The organism is Mycobacterium sp. (assembly GCF_002863225.1).
GTDB lineage: Bacteria > Actinomycetota > Actinomycetes > Mycobacteriales > Mycobacteriaceae > Mycobacterium.
On the sequence record NZ_PKEK01000036.1, the window covers coordinates 31,284 to 55,177 of the forward strand.

Consider the following 23,894-nt stretch of genomic DNA (forward strand, 5'->3'; position numbering starts at 1 on the left):
GTTGCACCGACGGCGGTCAAGTCTTCAGCGGCGCCAATTGTCGGCGATCGTCTGCATCGACGCATCGATATGCCCGTGGCTGACCAGTCGAACATCCAGTCCCGCGTGCTCCACGATGCCAAGTGACCGGACGATGGCGTCGTCGATCCAGGCGTCGTCGTTGCCGAAGACGCCACCGCCTAATCTGGTGAGGAGCAAGGTGTTGGATCCGCCCGCGGTTGCCTGCTCGACCGCCGCCAACATGGTTGCTTCGTAGGCTGCTTCCAGAATTATTCGGGCGAACGTCTCCCAGCTCGAGCGCGGACCGCCGCCGTAGGTGACGGGCAGAGCCGAGCAGAATGCCTGCGAAACATGTTGGCCGCGAGGCGCCCCGACCGCGGTTACTTCCACGTTGCGATGCAAACCGACAGCGAGCTTGCTGCGCAACCTGTCGCGAAAAGCCTCGTCGTCGTTCGCAATGAGGTCGTCAATCGCTTGCAAGCCGGTCGGGGTACATAGCGCGTAGCCATTGCGCATCGTCCACAGCTCGGTCACTGGCCGGTCGAGTTGAGTGGCCAACGCCGTGCCGATATCGGCGAGCCCGTCGAGCTGGCGATCGTGTGTCTGACCCGTCTGTCCGTCGACGGGGACGAGGTAATTTCGGTAAATGGTGGCGGCGCCTGCCGCGATCGCACAAGTGGGTCCCTGCGTGTGGTCGAAGGCGTAGCGCGCAACCCCTTCTTCGGGCGTGATGTTCGGCCCCGTCATCTCCAACAGGTTGAACTGCGATGCGACCTGAAACAGCGCCCGACTGTATTCCGGGAGTATGTGAAGTTCCCCAACATCGGCGGCGATGCACTGGACGGTTGTGCGTTCGCCGTCAGGCAGGTTGACCCGTTCCCGCAACTCGCTTAACGGCGTCAGGGTCAAAGTGCCAATGCCGTAACGCTTGTCGCTGGCGGTCGATACCAGCTGGTCGCCATCGACGGTGAGTCGTTCCTGAGTGGTCCGGTAATCGCGCTCTTGGAACCCGGTGAGGTTCTCGAACCAGTCGGATGATGCCATGCGACGAATCCTCCCAGCAGTCATAGCAGATTGCGGATCAGCCGATGAGGCTGTCCAGCAACCAGATTCGGGTGCGGCGCGCGCTCATCAGGATGTCGGCCACACCTCGAAGTAAGTGGTCACGGCGCGTTCCACCGCCAACCCATGCTCGTCAGGCATCCAATCTTCGCCCATGCTCGCGACTATGGCGGTTGCCAGCAGAGCGTTAACTGCGGAGCTCTGCTCCACGCTAGGAATTCGTGCCGCGCGAAGCTCGGCTAGTAGGCCAGGATCGCGACGATTCAACTCGTCCACAATCACGGCGTGTGCCTCTGCCGGAAGAGCGTCCAGGACGTTGATCTCGACCTGCCGCGGATCGTCGCCGGCGTGGCCATTGTCTGTCGGCATGAATTCACGCCGTCACAGCTGCGACGGGGACGTCGACACTCAGCCAGCGTTCATGAATCTCCTCCAGACGATCAAGGGGGGCTGAGAGCAGCAGGCCGAAGGCTGCCGGCGGGCTAGCCTCGTCGCGGTAGTAATCACGGTAGAACGGCATGCATTTCGCGAACCAGGAGAAAGCGTCGGGCTGGTCAATCAGGATCAAGTGCGCGTCGGTGATACGAGTGAAATAGCCCGGCGCAGGCGGCTTTCCGCTCGCGGTATTGATCATGTTGTCGAGGTCGCGCATGAAGTCATCAAAGGCGTGCGAATTGCGGCCAAACCATGGTGGGAAGTGCCAAGCCTCGGCGAAGGCGTCGTAAAGCGCATCGAGCGTCCTAATTTGCGCGCCATCGATCGTTCGTAGCTCGAAACCAACTGGAAGCGTGGTCATCGGGTGTACCTGGGGGCTGGTGCCAACGCAGGGGCCGTGTCTACCGGCTTGCTCAATGAATGATTTCAGGTTCATTCTTCTGTGCTATCGGATCCGGTGAAGCGTTGCATAGTGGTCGGTGGTGTACCAAGCGGAACCATCACTTCCTGTGACAATGCGTTCGGTGTCTCGGTTCTGTCCACCGACTTTTGGATTTGCATCCCATTCCTGGTAGGTAATTGGCTGGCCAGCTGCATCCGTGGTCGGCAATGGGTGTTGTCCGCTTGGCGTGATGTTCTCAAATTTGCCTCCGCCCTTCGTACCTGGTGCGTTCGCTGACCCCGGCCACTTCCCCGCGTCGATCTGGTTCAGCGTGTCTTGCACATTCTGCGGAAGGGGCTCGCTGCCCGGTCTCCCGCCCGGCGGGGCGGGCCCTCCTTCTACCGGAATCCCGAGCTGGTCCAGTCGCGCCTTAATCAACGCCCGTCGGTCGGTTATCGAACGCTGGGAGACAAGACAGGCCTCGTACTGGGCCTGCGGCAACAGTCCGACGTTTTCGATGCCGCATCGAGCGTTCCACGCTCGCTGCTCAGCGTTGAGCCCTTCCCATTCGGCTAACGCCTCCTTCGCTGTCATGTCCTTCGGATCGACCGGAAACGAAGGGTCCTGCTTGAACGTCCGGTTGTCAACCGCCCGCACCTGCCCGTTGGTCGCCGGCACCTGTGGGAACGTCGACCCGACGCCGGCCACCGCCGCCGTAACCCGGCTCGCCACCTGAGCATCCGCGCTGACCAGTTGCGCCGCCCTGCCACCAATATTCGCGGCATGCGCTTCAGCGGCCGCCTGTCGCGCCGCCCGCTGTGCCGCCGACCCGCCAGACATCCGATCGGCGACCGAAAGGTCCTCGCCCACTTCGAATCCCGCGGCGCGGGCGTCCTCGACGGCGTAGCGAACACCCGAGCGGGCCGCTTCGAGTTCCGAGGCCCCGCTGCGCGCGACGGTCGCGGCGTCGTGGAGTTGGTCCACTACCCCGCTGGTGGTCATCAGGTCGGCGTGGGTGTCGGTGCGCAGCGCATCAGCGGCCTGGCCGCTCCAGTCGACGCCCATCGCGTCGCTCCACACCCCGTGCGCGGCCCCATAGCTACGCTCGCCGACGGCCTCCCAATGACTGGCAGCCTCAGTAAGGTGATCGGTCGGCCAATTCACCAACGCCGACAGACCAGGGCCTCCTGCGACGGCTGCCATGGCTAGAGACTCACCACCTGCTTGAAAATGGCGGCAAGCGCGGCTGCCGACACACCTTCCTGTGCGACGTAGCTGTTGTCGGCTTTCACCACGTGCGCGGCGCGCCGATCCACGAGTGCTGCCAAGCCGGCGGTGAACGCCGCAACCTCGCCGTGAGCAGCATCGACGGCTGCCGCACTGGCCTGGCAGGCCAACCCGAGCCCGGTGGGTGCCGCGACTTCGTGCAAGTCGCCCGCCGTAGCACCCCAGCGCGTGGCCATGGCATGCACGCCTTCGGTGTCTACGTGCACTTTCTGCTCCATGGCCGGGAGTGTAGGCACATCTGTCACTTCCAAACCAGTCACCGCATAGGCTGGAAGAGCAGCGAGGCTAGGCAAGCATAGAGAGAAGCGGCAATGGCGCACCAGATGCCACGAGACCACAAGGGCGACTATGGAATTGACGGCTCATTCCACATCATCTCGGCTCGCGGCCAGGCGGTCGGCATCGGTGTCGGTGCCACCGCCCTCGCCACCGCCGCCGGCCTCAACCTGAAACGCGGCAACCGCCTGATCGCTGCACTCACCGGCGCCTCGTCGCTCGGCATCGCCGCAAGCACGGCGCTCTACATCTACGTCACCAGGGCCGGCAAGTTCGCGGTCTGGCAGCGAATCCTCGACGAACTCGTACTCCAGGGCGACGAAACCGTGCTCGACATGGGCTGCGGGCGCGGTGCGGTGCTGCTTGCCGTCGCCAAGCGGCTGCCGAAGGGTAAGGCCGTCGGCGTCGACCTGTGGCAGGCCGACCAAACCAACAACTCGCCGTCAGCCACCCTCGCCAACGCGGAAATCGAAGGCGTCAAAGACCGTATCGAACTGCACACCGGCAACATGACTGCACTTCCGTTCGCCCACAACACCTTTGACGTGATCGTCAGCAGCCTTGCCATCCACAACATCCCGGGCCATGACGGGCGTCGCGAAGCGCTGAACGAGGCCATCCGCGTCATGAAGCCCGGCGGACGACTCGCGATCGCCGATCTGATGGAGACGAGACAGCACGCCGAGCACCTGCAAGCCCAAGGTTGGCAAGAGGTCGAACACAGAAGCATCGGATGGCGCATGTGGTGGGGCGGACCCTGGATGACGACGCACCTTGTCACCGCGACAAAGCCGCGATGAATCGGGCGGGAACTCCTGCGTAACACTGCGAACATCGGCTGTTTAGCCCCCTAGTCTCGAGGCGATCGGTCCCTAGTCTCGAAGTCGATGGACAACCCACTGCGGCATCCTCCCGGAGTGCCACGCGTCGAAAAGCCACGCGCCGAAGGCCAATTCCATCTCGCCGACGGCCGCCGGCTCGGCTATGCCGAATTCGGCGACCCGAACGGTCCGGTGGTGCTCTGGTTCCACGGAACCCTCGGCGCGCGACGCCAATTCCTCGCCAAGGGCAGGCGCGCCGCGGAGCGACTCGGGCTGCGCGTCATCGTGATCGAACGACCAGGCACCGGGCTGTCCGACTCGCATCGCTACACCTCGGTCAGCGAATGGGTCGCCGACATGGCCCAGGTGGCCGACGCCCTCGAAGCCGAAAAGTTGGCCGTCGTCGGCATGTCCGGCGGCGGACCCTATGCGCTGGCCTGCGGTGCCCTGCCTCCGATGGTCGACCGCGTTGCCGCCGTCGGCGTGCTCGACGGCACCGTCCCCGCTGTCGGCCCCGAAGCCACTCGCGCCGGCGCCACCAACATCGCCCGCCGCTTCGGCCCCGTCCTCACTCAGCTACGCCGACCGCTGGCGGTGATCGCCACCATCCTGCTCGCACCGCTGATTCCGTTCGCGCACTACGCCTATCGCGTCTACATGCGGATGTGGCCCGAGGTCGATCGGCAGGTGCTCAACGATCCCGAGGTCGAGGCGATCTTCGTCGACGACATGGTGAACGCCTTCCGCGGCCGATGCCTGGCCATGGTCGACGACGCTCGACTCCTAGGGCGCGACTGGGGTTTTCGCCTCGTCGACGTCAAAGTGCCGGTGCGGTGGTGGCATGGCGAGACCGACCACGTGGTCCCGATCGACGGCGTGCACACGGCCATCGCGCGCCTGCAGGATGCCGAACTCACCGTCCGCTCCGAAAGCCACCTCGGCGGCTTCGCGATGACCGAAGACGTGCTCGCCCACATGCGCGAGAAGCTCATCGGCGGCGTGGGGGACCTCCCCGCAGTTGCGCGGTAACTCACACGTCACAGCAACACCGTCAGCTGGTTGGCACCCATTTTTGAAATCGTGACTACATGCGATATCAACCGAGCCGTGATATCGGATGCGGTCACAAAACGAAAAAAGAGAATTGCCTCGGAGAGGTGAATCCCCGCGTGCCGATCGTGCGCGGCAGTGCCCCTCCGATAGCGTCGACAGACATGACCGGCGCCGTGACCCGCATCGCGCTAGCCGGCATCATGTCCATCGCCCTGGCAACGCCGGCCGCCGAGGCGGTGCCCGCGACCAAGAGCGCTTATGTCTCGGTCTCAGTGGCCACGGTGTGGACCACGCCGCAGAGCCCGCGCCCGGTCGACCACCTAGCCCTGACCAATCCGGTCGATATTCGCGACTGGGTGGCCGCGATGACGCAGGACCAGCAGGAAGCGCTTACCTCGGACGAGCTCGACCAGACGCAGGTCCTCTTCGGCGACCGCGTGGTTGTCGTGCGGGAACAGGGCGACTGGGACGAGGTACGGGTCCCGGGCCAGGCCACCCCGAAGGACTCTCAGGGCTACCCCGGTTGGATTCTCAAGTCCCAGTTGGCAATCGACGCGGGCTACGGCGCACTGAAGGAATACGGCCCCTTTGCGCTTGCAGATCGCGGTACTACCACTTGGCTGTACGGCGACTCCGCGCTTTCGGCCAAGGCCCTCGAGATCAGTGCCAACACCCGGCTTCCCGTCCTGAATCGCACCGCGACGGCCGTGCAGGTGGCAACGCCCGATCGCGGCACGAAGTGGCTGGATGCCCGAACGGTGTCCGTCTACGAAAAGCCCACGGAAATAAAGCGTCCCACCGGAGCGGACCTAATCAAATACGCAGCCACGTTCGTCGGCATCCCCTACGTGTGGGGCGGCGTGTCCGGGTTCGGGATCGATTGCTCCGGCTTCACCGCCGCCGTCTACCAGGTGCACGGGATCACTCTGCCGCGCGACGCCGGCCCGCAAGCCGCCGATAACCGCGGCCGCGCAGTGGACAAATCTGCCCTGCAACCCGGCGATCTGCTCTTCTACTCGCACGAGGGTAAGGACCCCGTCAATCCCGACGCGATCCACCACGTGGCGATGTACTACGGGAACGGCACCATGATCGAGGCATTCGACAAGTCGGAACCGGTGCGCATCACGCCCGTTCGACTCGACGGCGATTATTGGGGCGCGCGCCGCTACCTCGACCCGCCCCGATGATCCTTGCCGTCGACCTCGGCAAGACCTCCTGCCGCGCCGCCGCGGCCGGCCGCAGGGCCGCGGGCGCTGGTGCACCCGGGCTTGCGACGCCCGGCGGCGTACGGGCTGCCGAAGCGGCGATCCTAGCTGTCGCAACGGAACTCGGTCCGGTCGACGAGGTGATCGTGGGCGCCGCCGGAGCGTTCGCGGCGCCGGACGCGGCCCGCGCCCTGGGGCACGCGCTGCTGACGTCGCTGCGGGCGGAGCGGGTCGCGGTGACGAGTGACGCCGTCATTGCGCACGCGGGTGCGTTGAACGGGCAACCGGGCGTCGTGCTGATCATCGGCACCGGCGTCGTCGCGCTCGCGATCAATGCGCAGGGTGCGCTGCGGACCGTCGACGGCTGGGGCCCGTGGTTGGGCGACGAAGGCGGCGGCGCATGGATCGGCGCCAAAGGGCTGCGCGCGGCACTGCGCGCCCACGACGGCCGCGGCCCCGCCACCGTGCTACTCGACGCCGCCCGCGCCCGCTTAGGAGCGCCGGAAACCTGGCCCGCCCAACTCACCGATGCCGCCGCCCACGCGGCTTTCGCGCCCGACGTGCTCGCCGCTGAAGACGACCCAGTGGCCGTCGAGATCGTCCATGCCGCCGCCGACGCCATCGACACGACGGCCCGCGCGGCCGGGGACGGCCCGATTGCAATAGTCGGCGGTCTCGCGGAGCACCCAGCGCTGCGCGGCACGCTCAACGCAGTCCCGCCCGCCGGCGATGCGCTGGACGGCGCACTGCGGCTGACCCGAATTCACGAGCCCCACGTCATCCGCGCGCAAGCCAAACCCGTTGTCGTACAGGGCCTCGATGCCCTCGCCACCGAAGCTGCCCGTCCGGACCTGCATGACCTTGATGCGCGGCCGATAAAAGACGTCGTCGCACTGCTGGTCGCCGCCGAAGGCGAGGCGCACGCCGCGATAGAAGTGGCGGTCCCGCGTATCGCCCAAGCTGCCGAGGCGATCGTCACGCGCCTCCAACACGGAGGCCGCCTGATCTACGCCGGCGCCGGAACACCCGGACGCCTCGGTGTGCTCGACGCGGCCGAATGCGGCCCCACCTTCGGCACCGATCTGGTCCGCGGCGTGATCGCCGGCGGGCCAACGGCTTTGACCGAGGCGATCGAGGGCGCTGAAGACACGTTCGACCCTGCCGACCTGGATGACCTGACCGCCGCCGACGCGGTCGTCGGGATCACGGCGTCAGGACGCACGCCGTATGTGCTCGGCGCGCTCGACTACGCGCACACACGAGGCGCGCTGACTGTCGCGATCGTCAACAACGCCGGCAGCGAAGCGTCGGCCGATATCATCGTCGAATTGCTGACGGGCGCAGAGATTCTCGCCGGATCCACCCGGTTGACCGCAGGGACAGCGCAGAAGGTCGCGCTCAACGCGCTCTCGACCAGCGTGATGATCGCGCTCGGCAAGGCCTACGGACCGCGGATGGTCGACGTCCGCCTGACCAACGCGAAGGTGCGCCGACGGGCGGTGCGCATAGTCCGCGATGCCGCCGGGGTCGACGAGCAGACCGCGGCCGCCGCGCTCGCCGCCGCCGGCGGTCACGCCAAGACCGCGATCGTCGCGCTGCTCGCGGGCATCGACGCGGCGGAGGCCACTGTCCGGCTCGAACGGACACGAGGCCACGTACGGGCCGCACTCGGTGAGCGTTAGCCGGGCGGGACGACGCGGACCCCGCGGCGGTACCGGGTGGGACCGCAGCCGAACCAGCGCCGACATGACCGGCTGAGCACACTTTGTTCGGCGTACCCGAGTTCTCGGGTCAGGTGGGTGAGGCTGATGTCGGTGTCACGCAGGTAGTGCTCGGCGGTCTCACGGCGCACGCTGTCGATGAGTTCGCCGAACGTGGTTCGCTCCGCCTGCAATCGACGGTGCAAGGCCTTCGGATGCAGGTCGAACTGCGCGGCGATCAATTCCAGGCTGGCCGCGCCGGTCGGCAACAACTGCCGGACCATCCTGCGCACCGACTCGGTCATGGCGGGCTGATGCGGGGCGATGCCACGCAGGTACCGCACGACCGCTTGATGGGTCAGCGCGTCCTGTTCGAGTGGGCGCGCGAGATCGGCTGTGCGAAAGGTGAATCCAGCGATGGGCTGGGCGAAGTGCGGACGGCAGCCGAAGTAGCTCGCATAGTCGGCCTTTGCGGTGAGCGGCCGGTGCGGGAGGTGCACCGTCAGCGGTCTGTACTCGGCGCCGAGCATGAACCGCAACATGCCCAGCGACACTCCCAACGACAATTCGGTGGTCTGCGGATGCGGTGGCGGTCGCTCGATCAACACCTCGAACGCGTAGAACGAGTGCTCGGGATTGGCGCACGGGTCGATATGGGCGGCAATCGCCGGGCTGTAGGCCGCCAGAAACGTCTCGACGATCACGAAGGCGTCGCCGACGGTGGCAGCGGTGCGCGCCGCGACACCGAGCGGACCGAGGATCTCGATGCCCTGCCGCAGCGCCAAGCGCCGCCCGAAATCCGGAGTCGAGGTGGCTGCCGCCGCCGTCTCGACTGCCTCGATGAGACTCAGGTACGGCAGAAAAACCTCGTGGTCACCGACATCGCCGGCCGAGACGCCGGCGGCCTCCAGTAGCGCGACCGGATCGCTGCCCAACTCTGTCACCAACTGCGGATATCCCGACAGCGATGTGCCACGGACCACAGACATGTCAACAAATGTCAAATACTTGTCCGCAACTGTCAAGACGTCGACGCGATCCGGCCCGCATTCTGATTATGGAGAGGACCACCATGAGCTTTGACACCGTGATTCGCAATGGGCGCTGGTTCGACGGCACCGGCGCACCGTCGGCGATCCGCAACATCGGCATCCTCGGCGGCCGCATTGCGGCGATCAGCGAACAGCCGCTCGACGAGACCGGATGCGGCCACGTGATCGACGCCGACGGCAAGTGGGTGATGCCCGGCATGGTCGACATCCACACCCACTACGACGTCGAGGTGCTCGGCGGACCGGAACTGTCGGAGTCGCTGCGCCACGGCGTGACGACGGTCCTGCTGGGTTCGTGTTCGCTGTCGACCGTCCATGTCGACAGCCAGGACGCCGGTGATCTGTTCGGCCGGGTGGAAGCCATTCCGCGCGACCACGTCATCGGCACGATCGACCAGCACAAGACGTGGAGCAACTGCGAGGAGTACATCACCGCGTTGGAGTCGCGGACGCTGGGCCCGAATCTCGCTGCGTTCATCGGCCATTCGGACATGCGCGCTGCGACCATGGGTTTGGATCGCGCCACCCGGAAAGAGGTGACCCCGACCGCGTCCGAGCAGGCGCAGATGGAGCGGATGCTCACCGAGGCGCTGGACGCCGGATTCGTCGGAATGTCCTCCCAGCAACTGCTGTTCGACAAGCTCGACGGGGAGACCTGCCGCTCGCGCACCTTGCCTTCGACCTACGCCAAACCGCGCGAGCTGCGCCGGCTGAAGTCGTTGTTGCGGCGCAGAGGACGAGTCCTGCAGGCGGGTCCCGACATTCAGAATCCGTTCAACATCGCATCCCAGGTGGCCCAGTCGCTGGGTGTGCTGCGCAAGTCGCTGAAAACCAGCCTTCTCTCGGCCGCCGACATCAAGGCGAATCCGTGGCTGATCGCGATGCTGGGCCCCGGAGCGCGTCTGGTCAACCGGCTCGGCGGCAACTTCCGCTGGCAGCATCTGCCGGTGCCCTTCGAGGTGTATGCCGACGGCATCGACCTGGTGATCTTCGAGGAGTTTGGCTCCGGTGCGGCCGCCATGCACTTGAAAGAGCAAGTGGCGCAACGTCTGGAGCTGCTGCGCGACGAGGACTACCGGCGTCGGTTCCGCAAGGATTACGACAGCAAGTTCGGTCTGCGGGTGTGGCACCGCGACTTCTTCGACGCCGAAATCGTCGACTGCCCAGATCATTCGGTGATCGGGAAGTCGTTCGGACAGGTAGGAGTCGATCGCGGCGGACTGCATCCCGTCGACGCGTTCCTCGACCTCGTCGTCGAGCACGGCACCGCACTGCGCTGGCGCACCACGATCTCCAATCACCGGCCCGACATGCTCAAGAAGCTGGCCAGCGATGCCGGCGTCCAGATGGGCTTCTCCGATGCCGGCGCGCACCTGCGCAACATGGCCTTCTACAACTTCGGCCTACGCCTGCTACGCCACGTCCACGATGCCCAGCAGGCCGGCCGGCCGTTCATGACCGTCGAGCGGGCGGTGCACCGACTCACCGGCGAACTGGCCGACTGGTACGGCATCGACGCCGGGCACCTCCGGCCGGGCGACCGCGCCGACCTGGTGATCGTCGACCCCGCACACCTCGACGAATCGCTGGACGACTACGCCGAGCAGACCGTCGAGCAATACGGCGGACTCTCCCGGATGGTCAACCGCAACGACGACACCGTCAGCGCCGTGCTGGTCGCCGGCCAAGCGGTGTTCCTCGACGGCAAACCGACCGAGGTGCTGGGCACCCAGCGCACCGGCAGCTTCCTGCGCGCGTACGCCACCGCGATGACGAACCACGTCGAGTTGGCCTCCGCTGCAACGGCGGTCAGCACGTCCTAAGCGACGAACTGGGCCGGACCGCGTGTAATTCGCCGCGGGGCCCAGCGGCATGAGTAGGTTGATCCCCATGCGGATCCCGGTCGTCGACACGGTGCTGGGCCGGCTCGGCCGCCGCGACGCCGGGCTCGAGCTCATCGAGGAGCTCGAGGACGAGGCCGTTCAGCCCGTAGACCCTGACGACCTGCTCTCCGCTGAACCGAACCTGCTGCTGCAGCGGATGGAAAACCGGCTGATCCGTCACCATCTCGCCGCTCCCGACGTGCTCAGCGCCGAGGACCTGCGCCAGCTGCGTTACATCCTCAACTTCGCCCGCCTGGCCGACTTCGAGCCCGGCGCGGCGGGCCCGGACGGCACCCGCGGGCGCGGCGACGTCTCGGTCGGCGCCGAAGTCGCACCGTGGCGGTCACGGGTCGCCGACGCGCTCTACGGCCCACTGCGCGAGGAGCGGGATCCCGTGACCGCGCTGCGGACCGCACGCGGCGCACTGGAGAACTTGGCCGCCGACCAGGACGACCAGCGTCGTGTACTGATCGAGCGACATGGAAACGACTTCTCCGCAACGGAATTGGATGCCGAGGTTGGCTACAAGAAACTCGTCACCGTGCTCGGCGGCGGTGGGGGAGCGGGTTTCGTCTACATCGGTGGCATGCGGCGGCTGCTGGAGGCCGGCCAGACGCCCGACTACATGATCAGCGCGTCGATCGGGTCGATCCTGGGCAGCCTGGTCAGCCGCGAGTTGCCGGTCCCGATCGAGGAATACGTCGCCTGGGCGAAGACGGTGTCCTACCGCGCCATCCTCGGGCCCGAACGGTTGCGCCGCCGCCACGGGCTGGCCGGCATGTTCGCGCTGCGCTTCGACGAGTTCGCCGGCGCGATGCTCAGCCGCGAAGACGGGCAGCGAATGCGCATGTCGGACTTGGCGATTCCGTTCGACGTCGTGGTCGCCGGAGTCCGCCGGCAGCCCTATACGGCGTTGCCTTCCCGGTTCCGCCGTCCCGCGTTGGCGGCGCTGCAGATGCGGTCGGTGCCGTTCCGTCCGATCGGCATCGGCCCGGTGGTGGGCACCCGGATGTGGCAGGTGGCCGCGTTCATCGACCTGCGGGTGGTCAAGCCGATCATCATCGGCGACGACAGCCCGGCCCGCGACTTCGACGTCGTCGACGCCGCGTCGTTCTCGGCCGCGATTCCCGGTGTGCTGCACCATGAAACGACCGATCCGCGAATGATCCCGCTCCTCGACGACCTCTTCGCGGAAGAAGGCATCGCGGCCCTGGTCGACGGCGGCACGGCCAGCAACGTCCCGATCGAACTGGCCTGGAAGCGCGTGCGCGACGGCCGGCTCGGCACCCGCAATGCCTGTTATCTGGCGTTCGATTGCTTTCACCCGCAGTGGGATCCGCGCAACCTGTGGCTGGTGCCGATCACCCAGGCCGTCCAGCTGCAGATGGTCCGCAACGCGCCCTACGCCGACCACCTCGTCAGGTTCGGGCCGACGCTGTCGCCGGTGAACCTGGCCCCGTCGTCGGCGTCCATCGACCGCGCCAGCCGATGGGGCCACGACAGTGTCGACAAGGCCATCCCGCTGACGACAGCACTGCTGACGCCCACGTGGTGGGAGGGCGACAGCCCGCCGGTCGCCAAGCCGAAGACCCTGCCGAAGTCGGTGGCGTCACCGATGAGCGCGGTGATGGCCGCGATTCAGGCGCCGACGAACCGGCTGTCCCGGTGGCGGGACCGCTACCTGACGTGAAGCGGTCAGCCATCGCCGTGGGACTCGCCGTGCTGATGCTCGTGACGGCGTCATCGGCCAGGAATGCGGTGATCCGCGCAGGAATACGGCCTGCCGCAACCGAATTCGCGTCGATCTCCACGCTGATGAACGACGCGATCGCGGCGGAGAAGCTGCCGGGCGGTGTGGTGGTTGTCGGACACGGCGGGAAAACCGTCTTCCACCGGGCGTACGGCTCGCGCAAACTCGCTGGGGAACAGGGGTTGGACGGCTCGCCCGCGCCCGCTGAACCGATGACCGAGGACACCATCTTCGACATCGCCTCGCTGACGAAACCACTCGCCACCGCGACCGCCGTCATGCAGCTCTACGAAGACGGCAAGGTGTCGCTCGACGAGCCCGTGCAAACCTACTTGCCCGACTTCAACGCCGCCAACGACGCAGAGCGGCAACGGGTCACCGTTCGTATGTTGCTGACGCACACCTCCGGCGAACCGATCGACGTCGACCTCGCAGACCCGTGGGGTCTGGGTCGCGCCGACAAAGCCGAAGGCATTCGCCGCGCGCTGGTCATGCCGCTGCAGTCAGCGCCCGGTGCGGTTTTTCGGTATGCCGACATCAACTACATCCTGCTCGGTGCGTTGATCGAAAAGCTGTCCGGCCAAACGGAAGACGCGTACGCCCAGCGGAACATCTTCGAGCCCCTGGAGATGACCGACACCCGCTACCTGCCGCCGGCCGGCCTGGTGCCGCGCACCGCGCCGACCGCCGTCGACGACCAGAGCAGCGCGGATCCGGCTCAGAATCCCGATTTCGGTCGCTTGCTGCGGGGCGTCGTGCACGATCCGACGGCACGGCGTATGGGAGGAGTGGCCGGGCACGCCGGCGTGTTCGCGACAGCGCACGACGTCGGCCTCTTTGCACAGGCCCTGCTCGATCGGCTCGCGAACCGGCCCAGCGGTTTTCCGCTGCGGCAGGCGACTCTGGCGGTGATGACGAGCCCTCAGCAACCCGGACATCACGCCGGTCAAGTCGAAGCCGCCAACGAGGCCATCCGGAAAGCCGTCGCAACGACGCCCAACGCCGCTGATCCGCTGCTCGCTCCGCACTATCCGGCAATCGAGGGGCAGGAGTTGTTCGGCTTCGGCTGGGATATCGACACGGCGTTCTCCAAGCCGCGCGGTCTGATCTTTCCGGTCGGCAGCTTCGGCGCCACCGGCTTCACCGGAACCTCGCTCTGGCTTGACCCGGGCTCGGACAGCTACGTCATTCTGCTTGCGAACGCGATTCATCTGCGCGGCAGCCCACCCATCTCAGGGCTGCGGGGTGACGTGGCAACCGCGGCGGCCGAGGCCCTGCGACTTTGATCCCGCGGAAATAATTCGGACCATAGTCCGGTTAGCCCTCGGTGTTGTGCGAAAGTCCAAGCCAAAGGGAGAACCACCATGACCGCAGCCGTTGACACCCACCAGCTCACCGCCGGGACCTGGGCGATCGACGCAGTCCACTCGTCAGTCAACTTCGCCGTCCGCCACCTGGTAGTCGGCAAGACCTACGGCCGATTCGACCAGTTCAGCGGTGCCATCACGATCGGCGAAGACGGCACCCCAGCCGTTCGCGCCGAGGTCGACGTCACCTCGATCGACACCGGCAACGAACAACGCGATGCGCACATCAAGGCGCCCGACTTCTTCGATGCCACGCAGTTTCCGTCCGCGACGTTCGTATCCACCGCGGTGCGGGCCGACGGGGACAACTACCTGCTCGACGGCGACTTCACGCTCCGAGGCGTGACCAAGCCGGTCACCCTGTCGCTGGCGTTCAACGGTGTCAGCCCCGGCATGGGGCACGGCGAAGTCGCCGGATTCGACGCCTCGGTGGTGCTGAGCCGCAAGGACTTCGGCGTCGGTGGCGAGCTCCTGCTGGACGGCGGCGGCGCGATCGTCGGCGACAAGGTCACCATCACGCTCGCGATCGAAGCCCTGAAGCAGAGCTGATTCGCTCGGAGGCGGGCAATTCGGTTACTGGGTAGACGGGGTGACGGGTGGGACTTCGGTGGCGTCCTGCCCGTCACCTCCGCGCCACTTCCGAAACCCCTGCCGCGCCGCGAAAGCCCCCGCCACCGCGGTCACACACCACACCCCGATCGCCGTGTACGCCAGCGCCGGTGACTTGTTGCCGATCGACGCGCCCAATGCGGTGTAGACGAACGCCCGCGGTACCGAGCCGATGAACGCGCCAACAGCCATCTGCCACAACGGAACTCCGAACGCACCGAACGCATAGGAGGCCAGCGCGTCCGACAGGCCGGGGATGAACCGCTGACCGACCACCGCCCACAACCCGCGCCGCTGAATCAGCCCGTCCAGCCGATCCGCCCGCGAAGCGCCCAGCAGGGCTCGCGCGCTGTCCCGTCCGGCCCGGCGGCCGAGGAAGGCCGCGACGACCGCCGTCCCCACCGTGGCGCCCAGCGTGACGAAAACCCCCAGCAGTGGACCGAACAGCAGCCCGCTGCTGGCCGCCAGAATCGGGCCCGGCACGAAGATCGCGCCCAGTACCGCCGACAACACCACGTAGGTGAACGGCGCCAGCGGCCCGGTCGATTTCACCCAGCCTCGGACGTCCTCGATGTTCACCACGTGCTTGACCGCCAGCAGGTAGAACATCACCACCAGGAAGAGCGCGAACACCGCGAGCCGGATGATGTGCGGGCGCCGCGAGGTCGAGGTCATGGTGACCGTGATTCTTCCGTATGCCCGGCTCCGTTAGGGTCAGGTCGTGGCGAGAACCGACGACGACAGCTGGGAAATCACCGAGAGCGTGGGCGCGACGGCGCTGGGTGTGGCGGCGGCCCGCGCGGCCGACACCGAGAGCAGCGATCCGCTGATCAACGACCCGTTCGCGCGGGTCTTCCTCGACCGGGTCGGCTCCGGGGTCTGGGACTGGTACGGCGCTCCCGAACTGCCCGCCGAGCTGGTCGAAGCCGAGCCGGACATGCCGCAACGGATGCAGGCGCTGGTGAGCTACTTCGCCACCCGGACCAGATTCTTCGACACCGCGTTCATCGACGCGACCGACGCGGGTGTCCGCCAAGCGGTGATCCTCGCCGCCGGCCTGGACGCCCGGTCGTGGCGGCTGCCATGGCCCGACGGCACCACGGTCTACGAGCTCGACCAGGACCGCGTGCTGGACTTCAAGCTCGAAACCCTGCACGAGCACGGCGCCGAGCCGAAAGCCAACCGGGTCGCCGTCGCGGTGGATCTGCGCCAGGGCTGGCCAACGGCGTTGCAGCAGGCCGGTTTTGACCCCTCCGCCCCGAGCGTCTGGTCGATCGAGGGTCTGCTGATGTATCTGCCGGCGGCAGCGCAGGACCTGCTGTTCGAGCGCATCCAGGAACTCGCCGCACCCGGCAGCCGCGTCGCCGTCGAAGGGCTCGGACCCGAATTCGCCGTCCCCGAGCTGCGCGACCAGCGACGCGAGCGGATGGATCGGGTGCGGGAACTGATGGAGCAATCGGGATCGCAGCTCGAGGTGCCCAAGACCGACGAACTGTGGTACTTCGAAGAACGTGAAGACGTCGCAGAGTGGCTCACCCGCCACGGCTGGGACGTCACCGCCACCCCATCCGACGAACTGATGGCGAGCTACGGGCGGCCGTCCCCCGAAGGACTGGAAGAGGCCTCGCCCACGCACTGGTTCATCTCCGCGCGCAAAACGTGACTTGCGGGCCGCCGCGCCGCACTTAGGCTGGCGGACATGGACATCGGTGCACTGCCGCCCGGCGTGCCGCAGAACTGGGCCGACGTGCGCCCGCTGCTGCGGTCGATCCTGCGGCCGGCCACCTACCGCAGTTTCGCCAAACCCGGTGACCCACTGGCGTGGCGGATCCCGCTGACCGCGTTCCTGCACGAACTCGTCGCGATCGATCTGCCCGAGATGCGTCTGATCGTCACCATGGACATCACCGACCAATGGGGTGTCAGCGGCACCGACTTGTTCATTGCCGGCCGGGAGAACATCGCCGGCCTGCACCCACCCGGCAGCTTCGAGCCCGGCACCGAGGGGGTGCTGGTCGACGCCGATCAAAGCAGCTACATTACCTCGGCCATCCTGACGCCGGGCTGGCTGGCCGCACTGGCCCGGCCTGACGGTCCGCGGCCCGTGGCGTTCGTGCCGACCGAAGACACGTTGATCCTGGGCAACGACGGAAACGCGCAACTGTTCGACACCGCCGAGCAGATGTACTACCAATCCGATCGCGGCGTCTCGCCCGAGGCGTTCACCGTCGGGGCCGACCGGAACCTCGCACCGTTTCTCGATTCGGGACCGCACTCATTGCGGCGCAGAGCAATTCAGGCTCGTACGACTGGCGCGGTTCGGCAGTACGGGGAGCAGGCGCAATTCCTCACAGAGCTCTACGACGAGCAGACGATCGAGGGCTACGTCGCCGCGACGGACGTTGTCGACACCGGGCACGGCATGCGTTCGGCGGCGGTGTGGGGCGAAGGGGTTCTCCACGAACTGCCCGAAGTCGACTACCTGTTCTTCATCAACGACGACGGACACTTCGCCGTCCCGTTCTCGGTGGTGGTTGATCTCGTCGGCATCAGGCCGACACCGGGCTACTTCCCGCCGCGCTATCGGGTGACGGATTGGCCGGAGCCGTCGGTGATCTCGGCGTTACGCGCGCACGCGGTGACCCTGCCGACGGGTTAACGCAGCCGCACCAGCCGCGTCGTCGAACTCTCGTCCAGCTCGACGACATCGGAACGGGACCGCAGAAAGTCGCTGAAAGACTTGAAGCCGAGCGACTTCTCGCTGAACGACGGGTCCATCCGCTTCATCTGTGCCTTGACCGCGGAGTTGTGCAGCCAGTCGACGTCGTCCTTCTCGGTGCCGATCCGCAGCGCGCGGACGAGCAGCGCGGTGGCCGCTTGCGGATCGGGTCCGGTCGGCGGTTCGTCGTCGTCGGCCTTGGTGCGGTTGGCCTTGGGCTCGGCCACCGGAACTCCGGGCAGTGCGTCGTAGATGACGAAGTCGTCGCATGCCGCGGCCAACGCCTTGCTCGACGAACCGGCCACCCCGACGCCCACCACGTAGCGGCCCAACCGCTTGCAGCGCTGCGCCAGCGCGATGTAGTCGGAGTCGCCCGCGACGATCACCACATGCGTCAGGTCCGGCAGGCGGAACATGTCCTCGACCGCGTCGACGGCCAGCCGGATGTCGGCGCCGTTTTTGCCGTACGCCGCGGCAGGAAACAGCTGCACCAAATCGACTGCACGCCCGACCAATTGCTCGCGGTAGCCGTTGTTGACCTCCGACGACCAGTCGGCGTAGGCGCGGGTCAGCACCAGCGTGCCGAACGACGAGGCGAAGTCGATGATGGCGCCGACATCGACGGTGGCCCGCTGAAGTCGATCCTCCTTCAGGCCTTTGGCCTTGTCCTTCTGGAACGAGCTGCGTCCGTTGACCTGGTCATACCGCGAAATCACGATGTTGTCGAAGTCGAGGTACACCGCAACCCGGTCCGCGTCGGCATCTGTCATCGGTCCAGTCTCGACCATCGTCGGCCCAGCGAGCCCGATTTGCGCATAGTTGGTTTCACGAGTGTCGAGGACATGCTGAAGACCGGAATCTTCACCCTCGACGAGCTCGACCAGGCCAACCAGCGGCCGGCCGGCTGAATAGCGCAGCGGCAGTGAGCAACTGCCATACGGTGATGGTGTAGACGCTGCCGCGCTCCCAGACTCCGCGCGGCCCGACGCCGGAGTTCTCCAGCCCGTAGACGAATACCGAGAAGCTGAGCAGGCCAACGACGCCGAGGCCGATCGACACCCGGCGGTGCCATCCGCCGATGAGCGACGAACCCGCGATGATTGCCGCGTTTCCGCCCACGATCGCGAGCACCGCGCCGGCGGCATGGGTGGCCGATCCGCTATGGAATAACGCGATCAAGACATTGCCGGCTGCGTTCGCGCCGACCAGAGCAACCAGCGGTCGCGCCCCGCCGGCCAGCACGGCGCCGACCAGAAACAGCGCGCCCTGCACGCAGAACGCCGCATTCATCACCCATGCGTCGGCCGACCATGCCGGGACCCCGAGATCGCTGATCATGTTGTGGGCATAGCTGTACGAGGGCCGGAATACCGCTGCCGCAACAGCTTCCAGACCCAGATAGACTACAGCGGCCGACAACCAGGCCAGCGCAGCGCGACTCGAATGTGTCATCACTGAAGAACGCTAGCGGAATCGGTACTCAGAGACCCGGTCAGCCGTTACCGTGACGAGACGCCCAAGAAAAGAGGTGCCTCATGAGTAACTACCAGGTCAAGCTCATCATCCTGTCCACCGACGATCTCGACGATTCGATCAGGTTCTACAGCGACACCCTCGGCATGGCGCTGAAGTTCCGCGACGGTGCCCACTTCGCCGCGCTCGACGGCGGGCCGGTCACCCTCGGTCTCGCGACCGAAGTCGACCATCCCATCCCGGGTCAGGTCGTCGTCGGCATCAAGACCGACGACGTCGACGCCGCGGCCAAGGCCATCGAGGCCAACGGCGGCGGAATCGTGCGGGGCCCGTACGACGACGCCCATGAGCGACGCGCCGTGGTCTTCGACAACAAGGGCAACGGCATCGTCTTCTACAAACCCTTGGGCCGTTGAACTCGCGCTAACCGCCGAGATGCGCGCTGCTGTCGTCTAACTCGTTGCGAGGCAGCGCCATCGGTGTCATCGCGGGCACGTCACCGGCCTCGACCACGATCCGGGTGATCGGCGTCAGCACCTGAAACACCGTCTCGACCTCGTCGTCGCTCAGCGCGTCGAGCACCGACAGGGAAAGTTCGTCGGTCTGCGTTTCGATGCGATCTTTCAGCTCCTGCCCGGCGGTGGTCAGGGAGCCGTCGTCGTTCAAAAAACCCCGCGCCGCCAGTTGCTGTTCGCAGGCCTGCCATTCCTCGTCGTCGTAGTCCCGGGTGCGGGCTATGTACTCCTTGGGGATCGCGCCCGACGCGGAATGCAGGACATTGCATTCCCGGCCGGTGACACCGGCGGCGCTCAGCACCGCGATGTGGGTGTCACCCCGATGCTCGCGCAGCAGCGTGGTCGCGTGCCACAGCGCGGCCAATGGCTCGTCGGGCCAGGGCAGTGCGCGGTTCGCGGCGAACAGCGGTCGTCCGCTCAACGGCGCCTCACGCGCCACCTTCCCGAGCAGTTCCGCTGCGGTGGAGACATTTTCGTTTGATTCGAGGCCGTAGCGGCGCAGCACCCCGACCGCGGTATCCAGCCGGACGCGCAACGCCTCGTCCGGACCGGCGATGTCCCATGCCGCCGGCAGCGCCTTGGCGACCCGGGAGGGGGCGAAGTTGTAGAAGATCGCCGTCACCACTTCGGGCGGCACCGTGCCCAGCGGCGCCGAGCGGGCCGCGAAATAACCCATCCAGTAGCCCTTGTAGCCCAGCCCGTCCAACGCCTCGCGCACCTCCGGCGCGAAGTAGGTCACGCCGTGGATGGGCTCGAACCGGTCCAGGAAGCGCCGGGCAAGGTGTGGTTCCCTCTGCATGAAAACCGAGCCTAGGGGTTGTCGAGGACGCCGACAATGCCCGCTCCCCGACGTCGTGCTTCGACCGGGTGACCAGCCTGCGTGTTCACCCGCGAGAGGCGTAGGGCCACGGCCGGTTTCGTTCGGGAATCGACCTGAATCGCGCGTGCTTCAGCTGGGCCCGGAGCTCTTGGCGCAGCTCGTGCAGGTCCGGGTCGGTCCACCGGTTGCGGGCCTCGACCGGATCTCCGGTGAGGTCGTAGAGTTCCCACTGATCGTCGAGCGGACTCATCCGATACGCCTCACCGCCAAGCCCGTTGGCCGCGAGGTGTCGCACTCCCGGCTCGGTCCACGTCGCCGGATCGTCGAATGTGCGCACCAGCTTCCACAGCCGACCGTCGACCCGCGTCACGAGACCTTCGAAGTTGGACCCGACGTGTGCGGGCACCCGAATGCGAATCGGGGCAGGGGGATTGGCGGTGCGTCGCAGTCGGCGCGCCACCGCGGAGGCCCCGGTGTCACCTTCGAGGATGTTGTCACGGGTCATGATGTAGACGGCCCGATCGTCGTCCGCCGGTCCGCCGTCGACCACCGGCATCAGGTTCGCGCCCGGCAGCCGGTGCACCTCGGAGAACGAATCGGCCAGTTCGTCGGCCGCCAAGTCGATGTCCAGTCCGGCGGCGGCCAGCAGCGTCGGCAGTAGGTCGACATGCGACGTCGGCGCCGTTACCTCTCGCGCCGCGGTGGCCTGCGAGCCGATCCGTGCGATCACCAACGGCACCCGGGTCGCCTCGTCGTAGAGGTTGAACCACTTCTGGTGCAAACCGCCATGCGCGCCAAGCAGTTCCCCGTGATCAGACGTCCGGACCAGCACCGCGTTGTCCGAGCCGCCCTCGGTGACAGCGCGACGGACCCGGTCGATCGGCCCGTCGACCTCCGCGTGCAGCCGGTAGTACAGGTCGCGGTAGCGCTGCGCGTTGGCCTTGTAGGCCCGCTCGATCAATGGCGCCGGACCGTAGCCGGTGGCATAGGCCTCCCGGAACGCAATCTGCGCGGCCGGTTTGGTGGACAGGTCCTCCTCGGCGGTGGGTGCAGCCGGCACGGGCGGCGGATCCAGCGGAGAGGCGTTGATCGGGCTGCGCCGCAGCCAGCCCGGGAACAACACGATGTCGTGCGGGTTGACGAAGCTGGCCACCAGCAGGAACGGGCGGCACGCCGCCTCGTCTCCGGCGCGGCGCCGGGTGTAGCGGTCGATCAACCACGTCACGACGCGGTCGGCGACCAGTGGGTCACGTCGCACCCCGGCGTTGCCCGGCAGCGCGCCGTGCGGCTCCGGGCCGACCCAACCTGAAAACCCGTACGGCCCAAGCGGATCAGCGTCCAGGTATTGCTGCACCGCGTCGTGGTCGACGGTCCCACCGGCGTCGTTGGTCTGCACCACCGCCCCGTCGGCGCCGTGCAGATCCGCGTGCGAGATGTGCCACTTGCCGTCGTAGTGGGTGTCATACCCCGCGGCGCGGAACCAGTTGCCCATCGTCGGTACTTCACCGGGCCGCAGCCAGCGCATCCGCGAATCGTCCGGCATCTTGCCCAGTCCGTCGGTCTGGGTAACGCCGTGCAGATCGGGGTAGTGCCCGGTGAAAATCGTGGGCCGGCTGGGCGCGCATGCCAGCGAACCGGTGTAGTGCCGGGTGAAGCTGACGCCGTGGTCATCGAACCACTTGCGCCCCAACAGGGTTCGATCCCGCCAGGCCAGCACCGCGGGCGACTCGTAGGGTGGCACCGCGCGTTCCTCGTCGGTCATCAGGATGATCACATCGGGGCGGCTAGTCATGACGTTGCTCCCATCGGCGCGCGAGACCGTCGAGCATGATGTCGGACTGCCGGGTTTGAACCAGGCAGACCGCCCGCTCGACAAGCTTGTGTACTGGGCCAGAACCGATTTCGACGGTGCTCGTCAGGGTCACCGCCGTGTGGTTTCCGGACGCTCGCACGCTCCAGCGGTTGTTGAACCGGCGGATGTGACGGGGCAGTCCGTCGACGTCATAGGCGATTGCCCGCTGCGCATCGAACTCGGTGATCGTCTCCACCAGCGCGTTGCGGCCGATCTGCACCCGCCGCGTGGTGCCGAGCGGCTCACTGCCCTGGATCAGGATGCACGAGTGGTCGATGTTGTCGGCCCACGAACTGATCGAGCCGAAATCGGCGAGCACGTCCCAGACGGCTCCCGGATCGGCGGCGATGGTCCTGCTGCGGTGGACGTGGGCCACCGCATCAAGCTATACGATCAGCACCCCGAGATTGCCGGGTTGGGTCGCTTCTTCATTGCCGAGAACGTCGAGACAACCCTGCATGGCCGTGTCGCCTTCGCTGATGTACCCCGCCGCGCGTTGCAGGCCTTCGCCGTCCGCGGCCTTGGTGGCGATGACGCAGTAGGGAAGCCCGGTCGTATAACTGCTGATCGCTTGCTGCAGAAGACTATTCACCACCGGTTCAGGACTCGGCAGCTTCACCCTCAGATCGGCAACCGCCGTCGTGGCGCTCTGGCAGGCCGCGCCGGTGCCGGCGATGTCCTGATGAGCCGCGGCAGCGGCGATGGTGTTGCGGGCGGCGACCAGACCATTGATGGACGGCTCGGATTCGTCGAGCCACATCCGCATCGACGGGGGCGCGCTGCCGGCCTGTTCGATGGCGCCGGTGTCCTGCGAGTCTGATCTCGCAGACGCCCAGTAGTGGTATGCCCCGGCCAATGGGCCGATGACGATGATGACGACCCAGCTGACCACCGTGAACCGCTGGTCGCGCTGGTATCTGCTGGGAGATAGATGTGATGATCTGGCCATGGCGGCGGCCTCATTCGCACTCGGAAACCGTAACGCCCTCCATCGGGCGACTGGGTGTTGCATCTTTTCCGGCAACCGGCGGGCTCACATGCCCAACAGGTCAAATACCCATAGCCCAGAGCGGGTAATCCTGGTCGGTCGGAGCAGGCCGGCGCATTTCTCCGGAAACGGCAGGCCACGATCGGCAGGGGCGATAACGTCTGCGTATGACGACTTACCACACCGTGCTGGTCGGCACCGACGGCTCTGACTCGTCACTGCGCGCCGTCGATCGCGCCGGCGCGATCGCTGCCGACTCCGACGCAAAGCTGATCATCGCCACCGGTTACCTCCCGGAAAAGGACGACACCCGCGCGGCTGACGCCTTGGGCTCGGAGGCTTACAAGGTCACCGGAACTGCACCCGTGTACGCGACGCTGCACGACGCCCGTGACCGCGCCAAAGCGGCGGGGGCGACCAAGATCGAGGACCGCCCGGTCCAGGGGAGTCCGGTTCGTGCGCTGGTCGACCTCGCCGAGAAGGAGGGTGCCGATCTGCTGGTGGTCGGCAACGTCGGCCTCGACACCGGGGCGGCGATCATCGGGCGGGTGTTCTCGATACCGGGTGCGGTGGCCAATCGAGCCAAGATCGACGTCCTGATCGCCCACACCAGCGACTGACCCGATTCGGTTGTGCGGCCAG

Annotated in this window: 25 protein-coding genes; 12 read left to right on the plus strand and 13 right to left on the minus strand. The window is 66.7% G+C overall.

Annotated elements, in window-relative coordinates:
• Positions 1–24 precede the first annotated feature (24 nt).
• The 5 genes from CYU59_RS08640 to CYU59_RS08660 form a co-directional block, all read right to left on the minus strand.
• On the minus strand, positions 25–1,044 hold the full coding sequence (locus CYU59_RS08640) for a hypothetical protein (RefSeq protein WP_292981725.1): 1,020 nt from the start codon (positions 1,042–1,044) through the stop codon (positions 25–27).
• A gap of 87 nt (positions 1,045–1,131) precedes the next feature.
• Positions 1,132–1,431 (minus strand): hypothetical protein, encoded by a 300-nt coding sequence (locus CYU59_RS08645; protein WP_292981727.1) that lies wholly within the window; start codon positions 1,429–1,431, stop codon positions 1,132–1,134.
• Between the two features lie 4 nt (positions 1,432–1,435).
• On the minus strand, positions 1,436–1,858 hold the full coding sequence (locus CYU59_RS08650; protein ID WP_292981730.1) for a barstar family protein: 423 nt from the start codon (positions 1,856–1,858) through the stop codon (positions 1,436–1,438).
• Between the two features lie 84 nt (positions 1,859–1,942).
• A complete protein-coding gene (locus CYU59_RS28980) occupies positions 1,943–3,082 on the minus strand; it encodes a ribonuclease domain-containing protein (RefSeq protein ID WP_363114189.1) in 1,140 nt (379 codons plus the stop codon).
• Positions 3,083–3,084: 2 nt separating this feature from the next.
• Entirely contained in the window at positions 3,085–3,384 is a 300-nt protein-coding gene (locus tag CYU59_RS08660) for a hypothetical protein (RefSeq protein WP_292981733.1), read from the minus strand.
• 93 nt (positions 3,385–3,477) lie between these two features.
• On the opposite strand from CYU59_RS08660, the gene CYU59_RS08665 reads away from it, so the two are divergent.
• The 4 genes from CYU59_RS08665 to CYU59_RS08680 all read left to right on the plus strand — a co-directional run bounded on the left by CYU59_RS08665 (position 3,478) and on the right by CYU59_RS08680 (position 8,206).
• Positions 3,478–4,242 carry a class I SAM-dependent methyltransferase gene (locus CYU59_RS08665; RefSeq protein WP_292981736.1) on the plus strand — a complete coding sequence of 255 codons (765 nt, stop codon included), beginning with the start codon at positions 3,478–3,480 and terminating at the stop codon, positions 4,240–4,242.
• 87 nt (positions 4,243–4,329) lie between these two features.
• Positions 4,330–5,292 (plus strand): alpha/beta hydrolase, encoded by a 963-nt coding sequence (locus CYU59_RS08670; protein WP_292981739.1) that lies wholly within the window; start codon positions 4,330–4,332, stop codon positions 5,290–5,292.
• A gap of 185 nt (positions 5,293–5,477) precedes the next feature.
• Positions 5,478–6,506, plus strand: a complete 1,029-nt coding sequence (locus CYU59_RS08675; protein ID WP_292981742.1) for an NlpC/P60 family protein — start codon at positions 5,478–5,480, stop codon at positions 6,504–6,506.
• Positions 6,503–8,206 (plus strand): N-acetylmuramic acid 6-phosphate etherase, encoded by a 1,704-nt coding sequence (locus tag CYU59_RS08680; protein WP_292981745.1) that lies wholly within the window; start codon positions 6,503–6,505, stop codon positions 8,204–8,206. The genes CYU59_RS08675 and CYU59_RS08680 overlap by 4 nt, the downstream gene beginning before the upstream one ends.
• Here CYU59_RS08680 and CYU59_RS08685 read toward each other — a convergent pair.
• Complete coding sequence (locus CYU59_RS08685) at positions 8,203–9,213, minus strand: AraC family transcriptional regulator (RefSeq protein WP_292981748.1); 1,011 nt, start codon at positions 9,211–9,213, stop codon at positions 8,203–8,205. The two genes, CYU59_RS08680 and CYU59_RS08685, sit on opposite strands and share 4 nt — an antisense overlap.
• Positions 9,214–9,296: 83 nt before the next feature.
• Between CYU59_RS08685 and CYU59_RS08690 the strand changes: the two genes are divergently transcribed.
• From CYU59_RS08690 to CYU59_RS08705, 4 genes are all read left to right on the plus strand, one after another.
• The gene (locus tag CYU59_RS08690; protein ID WP_292981751.1) at positions 9,297–11,099 is read left to right on the plus strand and encodes an amidohydrolase family protein; all 1,803 of its coding nucleotides are present in this window, start codon (positions 9,297–9,299) and stop codon (positions 11,097–11,099) included.
• 67 nt (positions 11,100–11,166) lie between these two features.
• Entirely contained in the window at positions 11,167–12,849 is a 1,683-nt protein-coding gene (locus CYU59_RS08695; protein ID WP_292981754.1) for a patatin-like phospholipase family protein, read from the plus strand.
• Between the two features lie 125 nt (positions 12,850–12,974).
• Positions 12,975–14,195, plus strand: a complete 1,221-nt coding sequence (locus tag CYU59_RS08700; RefSeq protein ID WP_292988351.1) for a serine hydrolase domain-containing protein — start codon at positions 12,975–12,977, stop codon at positions 14,193–14,195.
• A gap of 78 nt (positions 14,196–14,273) precedes the next feature.
• Positions 14,274–14,825: a YceI family protein gene (locus CYU59_RS08705; protein WP_292981757.1), complete on the plus strand. Its 552-nt coding sequence runs from the start codon at positions 14,274–14,276 to the stop codon at positions 14,823–14,825.
• Positions 14,826–14,849: 24 nt separating this feature from the next.
• On the opposite strand, the gene CYU59_RS08710 is transcribed toward CYU59_RS08705, so the two are convergent.
• A complete protein-coding gene (locus CYU59_RS08710) occupies positions 14,850–15,560 on the minus strand; it encodes a TVP38/TMEM64 family protein (protein WP_292981759.1) in 711 nt (236 codons plus the stop codon).
• A gap of 46 nt (positions 15,561–15,606) precedes the next feature.
• Between CYU59_RS08710 and CYU59_RS08715 the strand changes: the two genes are divergently transcribed.
• Positions 15,607–16,548 carry a class I SAM-dependent methyltransferase gene (locus CYU59_RS08715; RefSeq protein ID WP_292981762.1) on the plus strand — a complete coding sequence of 314 codons (942 nt, stop codon included), beginning with the start codon at positions 15,607–15,609 and terminating at the stop codon, positions 16,546–16,548.
• 36 nt (positions 16,549–16,584) lie between these two features.
• Entirely contained in the window at positions 16,585–17,544 is a 960-nt protein-coding gene (locus CYU59_RS08720) for a hypothetical protein (RefSeq protein ID WP_292981764.1), read from the plus strand.
• On the opposite strand, the gene CYU59_RS08725 is transcribed toward CYU59_RS08720, so the two are convergent.
• Both CYU59_RS08725 and CYU59_RS08730 read right to left on the minus strand, forming a co-directional pair.
• Entirely contained in the window at positions 17,541–18,374 is an 834-nt protein-coding gene (locus CYU59_RS08725; protein WP_292981768.1) for an NYN domain-containing protein, read from the minus strand. The two genes, CYU59_RS08720 and CYU59_RS08725, sit on opposite strands and share 4 nt — an antisense overlap.
• A 91-nt stretch (positions 18,375–18,465) precedes the next feature.
• On the minus strand, positions 18,466–19,056 hold the full coding sequence (locus CYU59_RS08730) for a DUF998 domain-containing protein (protein WP_292981770.1): 591 nt from the start codon (positions 19,054–19,056) through the stop codon (positions 18,466–18,468).
• Between the two features lie 83 nt (positions 19,057–19,139).
• Between CYU59_RS08730 and CYU59_RS08735 the strand changes: the two genes are divergently transcribed.
• Entirely contained in the window at positions 19,140–19,493 is a 354-nt protein-coding gene (locus CYU59_RS08735) for a VOC family protein (protein WP_292981772.1), read from the plus strand.
• A 7-nt stretch (positions 19,494–19,500) separates the two neighbouring features.
• Here CYU59_RS08735 and CYU59_RS08740 read toward each other — a convergent pair whose 3' ends face one another.
• The 4 genes from CYU59_RS08740 to CYU59_RS08755 form a co-directional block, all read right to left on the minus strand.
• Positions 19,501–20,391 (minus strand): hypothetical protein, encoded by an 891-nt coding sequence (locus tag CYU59_RS08740; RefSeq protein ID WP_292981776.1) that lies wholly within the window; start codon positions 20,389–20,391, stop codon positions 19,501–19,503.
• 85 nt (positions 20,392–20,476) lie between these two features.
• A complete protein-coding gene (locus tag CYU59_RS08745) occupies positions 20,477–22,204 on the minus strand; it encodes a sulfatase-like hydrolase/transferase (RefSeq protein ID WP_292981778.1) in 1,728 nt (575 codons plus the stop codon).
• Positions 22,197–22,640: an SRPBCC family protein gene (locus tag CYU59_RS08750; protein WP_292981780.1), complete on the minus strand. Its 444-nt coding sequence runs from the start codon at positions 22,638–22,640 to the stop codon at positions 22,197–22,199. The genes CYU59_RS08745 and CYU59_RS08750 overlap by 8 nt, the downstream gene beginning before the upstream one ends.
• Before the next feature lie 9 nt (positions 22,641–22,649).
• Positions 22,650–23,213 carry a hypothetical protein gene (locus CYU59_RS08755; protein ID WP_292981782.1) on the minus strand — a complete coding sequence of 188 codons (564 nt, stop codon included), beginning with the start codon at positions 23,211–23,213 and terminating at the stop codon, positions 22,650–22,652.
• A gap of 206 nt (positions 23,214–23,419) precedes the next feature.
• Here CYU59_RS08755 and CYU59_RS08760 point away from each other — a divergent pair, with 206 nt between their 5' ends.
• Positions 23,420–23,872: a universal stress protein gene (locus tag CYU59_RS08760; protein ID WP_292981784.1), complete on the plus strand. Its 453-nt coding sequence runs from the start codon at positions 23,420–23,422 to the stop codon at positions 23,870–23,872.
• The last annotated feature ends 22 nt before the right edge of the window (positions 23,873–23,894 follow it).

What these genes read in the sequence shown, in the direction of transcription:
- CYU59_RS08730 (WP_292981770.1), bottom strand. Translation starts at nt 19,056, where the DNA reads ATGACACATTCGAGTCGCGCTGCGCTGGCCTGGTTGTCGGCCGCTGTA.
- CYU59_RS08705 (WP_292981757.1), top strand. Translation starts at nt 14,274, where the DNA reads ATGACCGCAGCCGTTGACACCCACCAGCTCACCGCCGGGACCTGGGCG.
- CYU59_RS28980 (WP_363114189.1), bottom strand. Translation starts at nt 3,082, where the DNA reads ATGGCAGCCGTCGCAGGAGGCCCTGGTCTGTCGGCGTTGGTGAATTGG.
- CYU59_RS08640 (WP_292981725.1), bottom strand. Translation starts at nt 1,044, where the DNA reads ATGGCATCATCCGACTGGTTCGAGAACCTCACCGGGTTCCAAGAGCGC.
- CYU59_RS08680 (WP_292981745.1), top strand. Translation starts at nt 6,503, where the DNA reads ATGATCCTTGCCGTCGACCTCGGCAAGACCTCCTGCCGCGCCGCCGCG.
- CYU59_RS08725 (WP_292981768.1), bottom strand. Translation starts at nt 18,374, where the DNA reads ATGACAGATGCCGACGCGGACCGGGTTGCGGTGTACCTCGACTTCGAC.
- CYU59_RS08695 (WP_292981754.1), top strand. Translation starts at nt 11,167, where the DNA reads ATGCGGATCCCGGTCGTCGACACGGTGCTGGGCCGGCTCGGCCGCCGC.
- CYU59_RS08670 (WP_292981739.1), top strand. Translation starts at nt 4,330, where the DNA reads ATGGACAACCCACTGCGGCATCCTCCCGGAGTGCCACGCGTCGAAAAG.
- CYU59_RS08665 (WP_292981736.1), top strand. Translation starts at nt 3,478, where the DNA reads ATGGCGCACCAGATGCCACGAGACCACAAGGGCGACTATGGAATTGAC.
- CYU59_RS08735 (WP_292981772.1), top strand. Translation starts at nt 19,140, where the DNA reads ATGAGTAACTACCAGGTCAAGCTCATCATCCTGTCCACCGACGATCTC.
- CYU59_RS08650 (WP_292981730.1), bottom strand. Translation starts at nt 1,858, where the DNA reads ATGACCACGCTTCCAGTTGGTTTCGAGCTACGAACGATCGATGGCGCG.
- CYU59_RS08685 (WP_292981748.1), bottom strand. Translation starts at nt 9,213, where the DNA reads ATGTCTGTGGTCCGTGGCACATCGCTGTCGGGATATCCGCAGTTGGTG.
- CYU59_RS08720 (WP_292981764.1), top strand. Translation starts at nt 16,585, where the DNA reads ATGGACATCGGTGCACTGCCGCCCGGCGTGCCGCAGAACTGGGCCGAC.
- CYU59_RS08745 (WP_292981778.1), bottom strand. Translation starts at nt 22,204, where the DNA reads ATGACTAGCCGCCCCGATGTGATCATCCTGATGACCGACGAGGAACGC.
- CYU59_RS08700 (WP_292988351.1), top strand. Translation starts at nt 12,975, where the DNA reads ATGAACGACGCGATCGCGGCGGAGAAGCTGCCGGGCGGTGTGGTGGTT.
- CYU59_RS08660 (WP_292981733.1), bottom strand. Translation starts at nt 3,384, where the DNA reads ATGGAGCAGAAAGTGCACGTAGACACCGAAGGCGTGCATGCCATGGCC.
- CYU59_RS08645 (WP_292981727.1), bottom strand. Translation starts at nt 1,431, where the DNA reads ATGCCGACAGACAATGGCCACGCCGGCGACGATCCGCGGCAGGTCGAG.
- CYU59_RS08740 (WP_292981776.1), bottom strand. Translation starts at nt 20,391, where the DNA reads ATGCAGAGGGAACCACACCTTGCCCGGCGCTTCCTGGACCGGTTCGAG.
- CYU59_RS08755 (WP_292981782.1), bottom strand. Translation starts at nt 23,213, where the DNA reads ATGGCCAGATCATCACATCTATCTCCCAGCAGATACCAGCGCGACCAG.
- CYU59_RS08760 (WP_292981784.1), top strand. Translation starts at nt 23,420, where the DNA reads ATGACGACTTACCACACCGTGCTGGTCGGCACCGACGGCTCTGACTCG.
- CYU59_RS08675 (WP_292981742.1), top strand. Translation starts at nt 5,478, where the DNA reads ATGACCGGCGCCGTGACCCGCATCGCGCTAGCCGGCATCATGTCCATC.
- CYU59_RS08690 (WP_292981751.1), top strand. Translation starts at nt 9,297, where the DNA reads ATGAGCTTTGACACCGTGATTCGCAATGGGCGCTGGTTCGACGGCACC.
- CYU59_RS08710 (WP_292981759.1), bottom strand. Translation starts at nt 15,560, where the DNA reads ATGACCTCGACCTCGCGGCGCCCGCACATCATCCGGCTCGCGGTGTTC.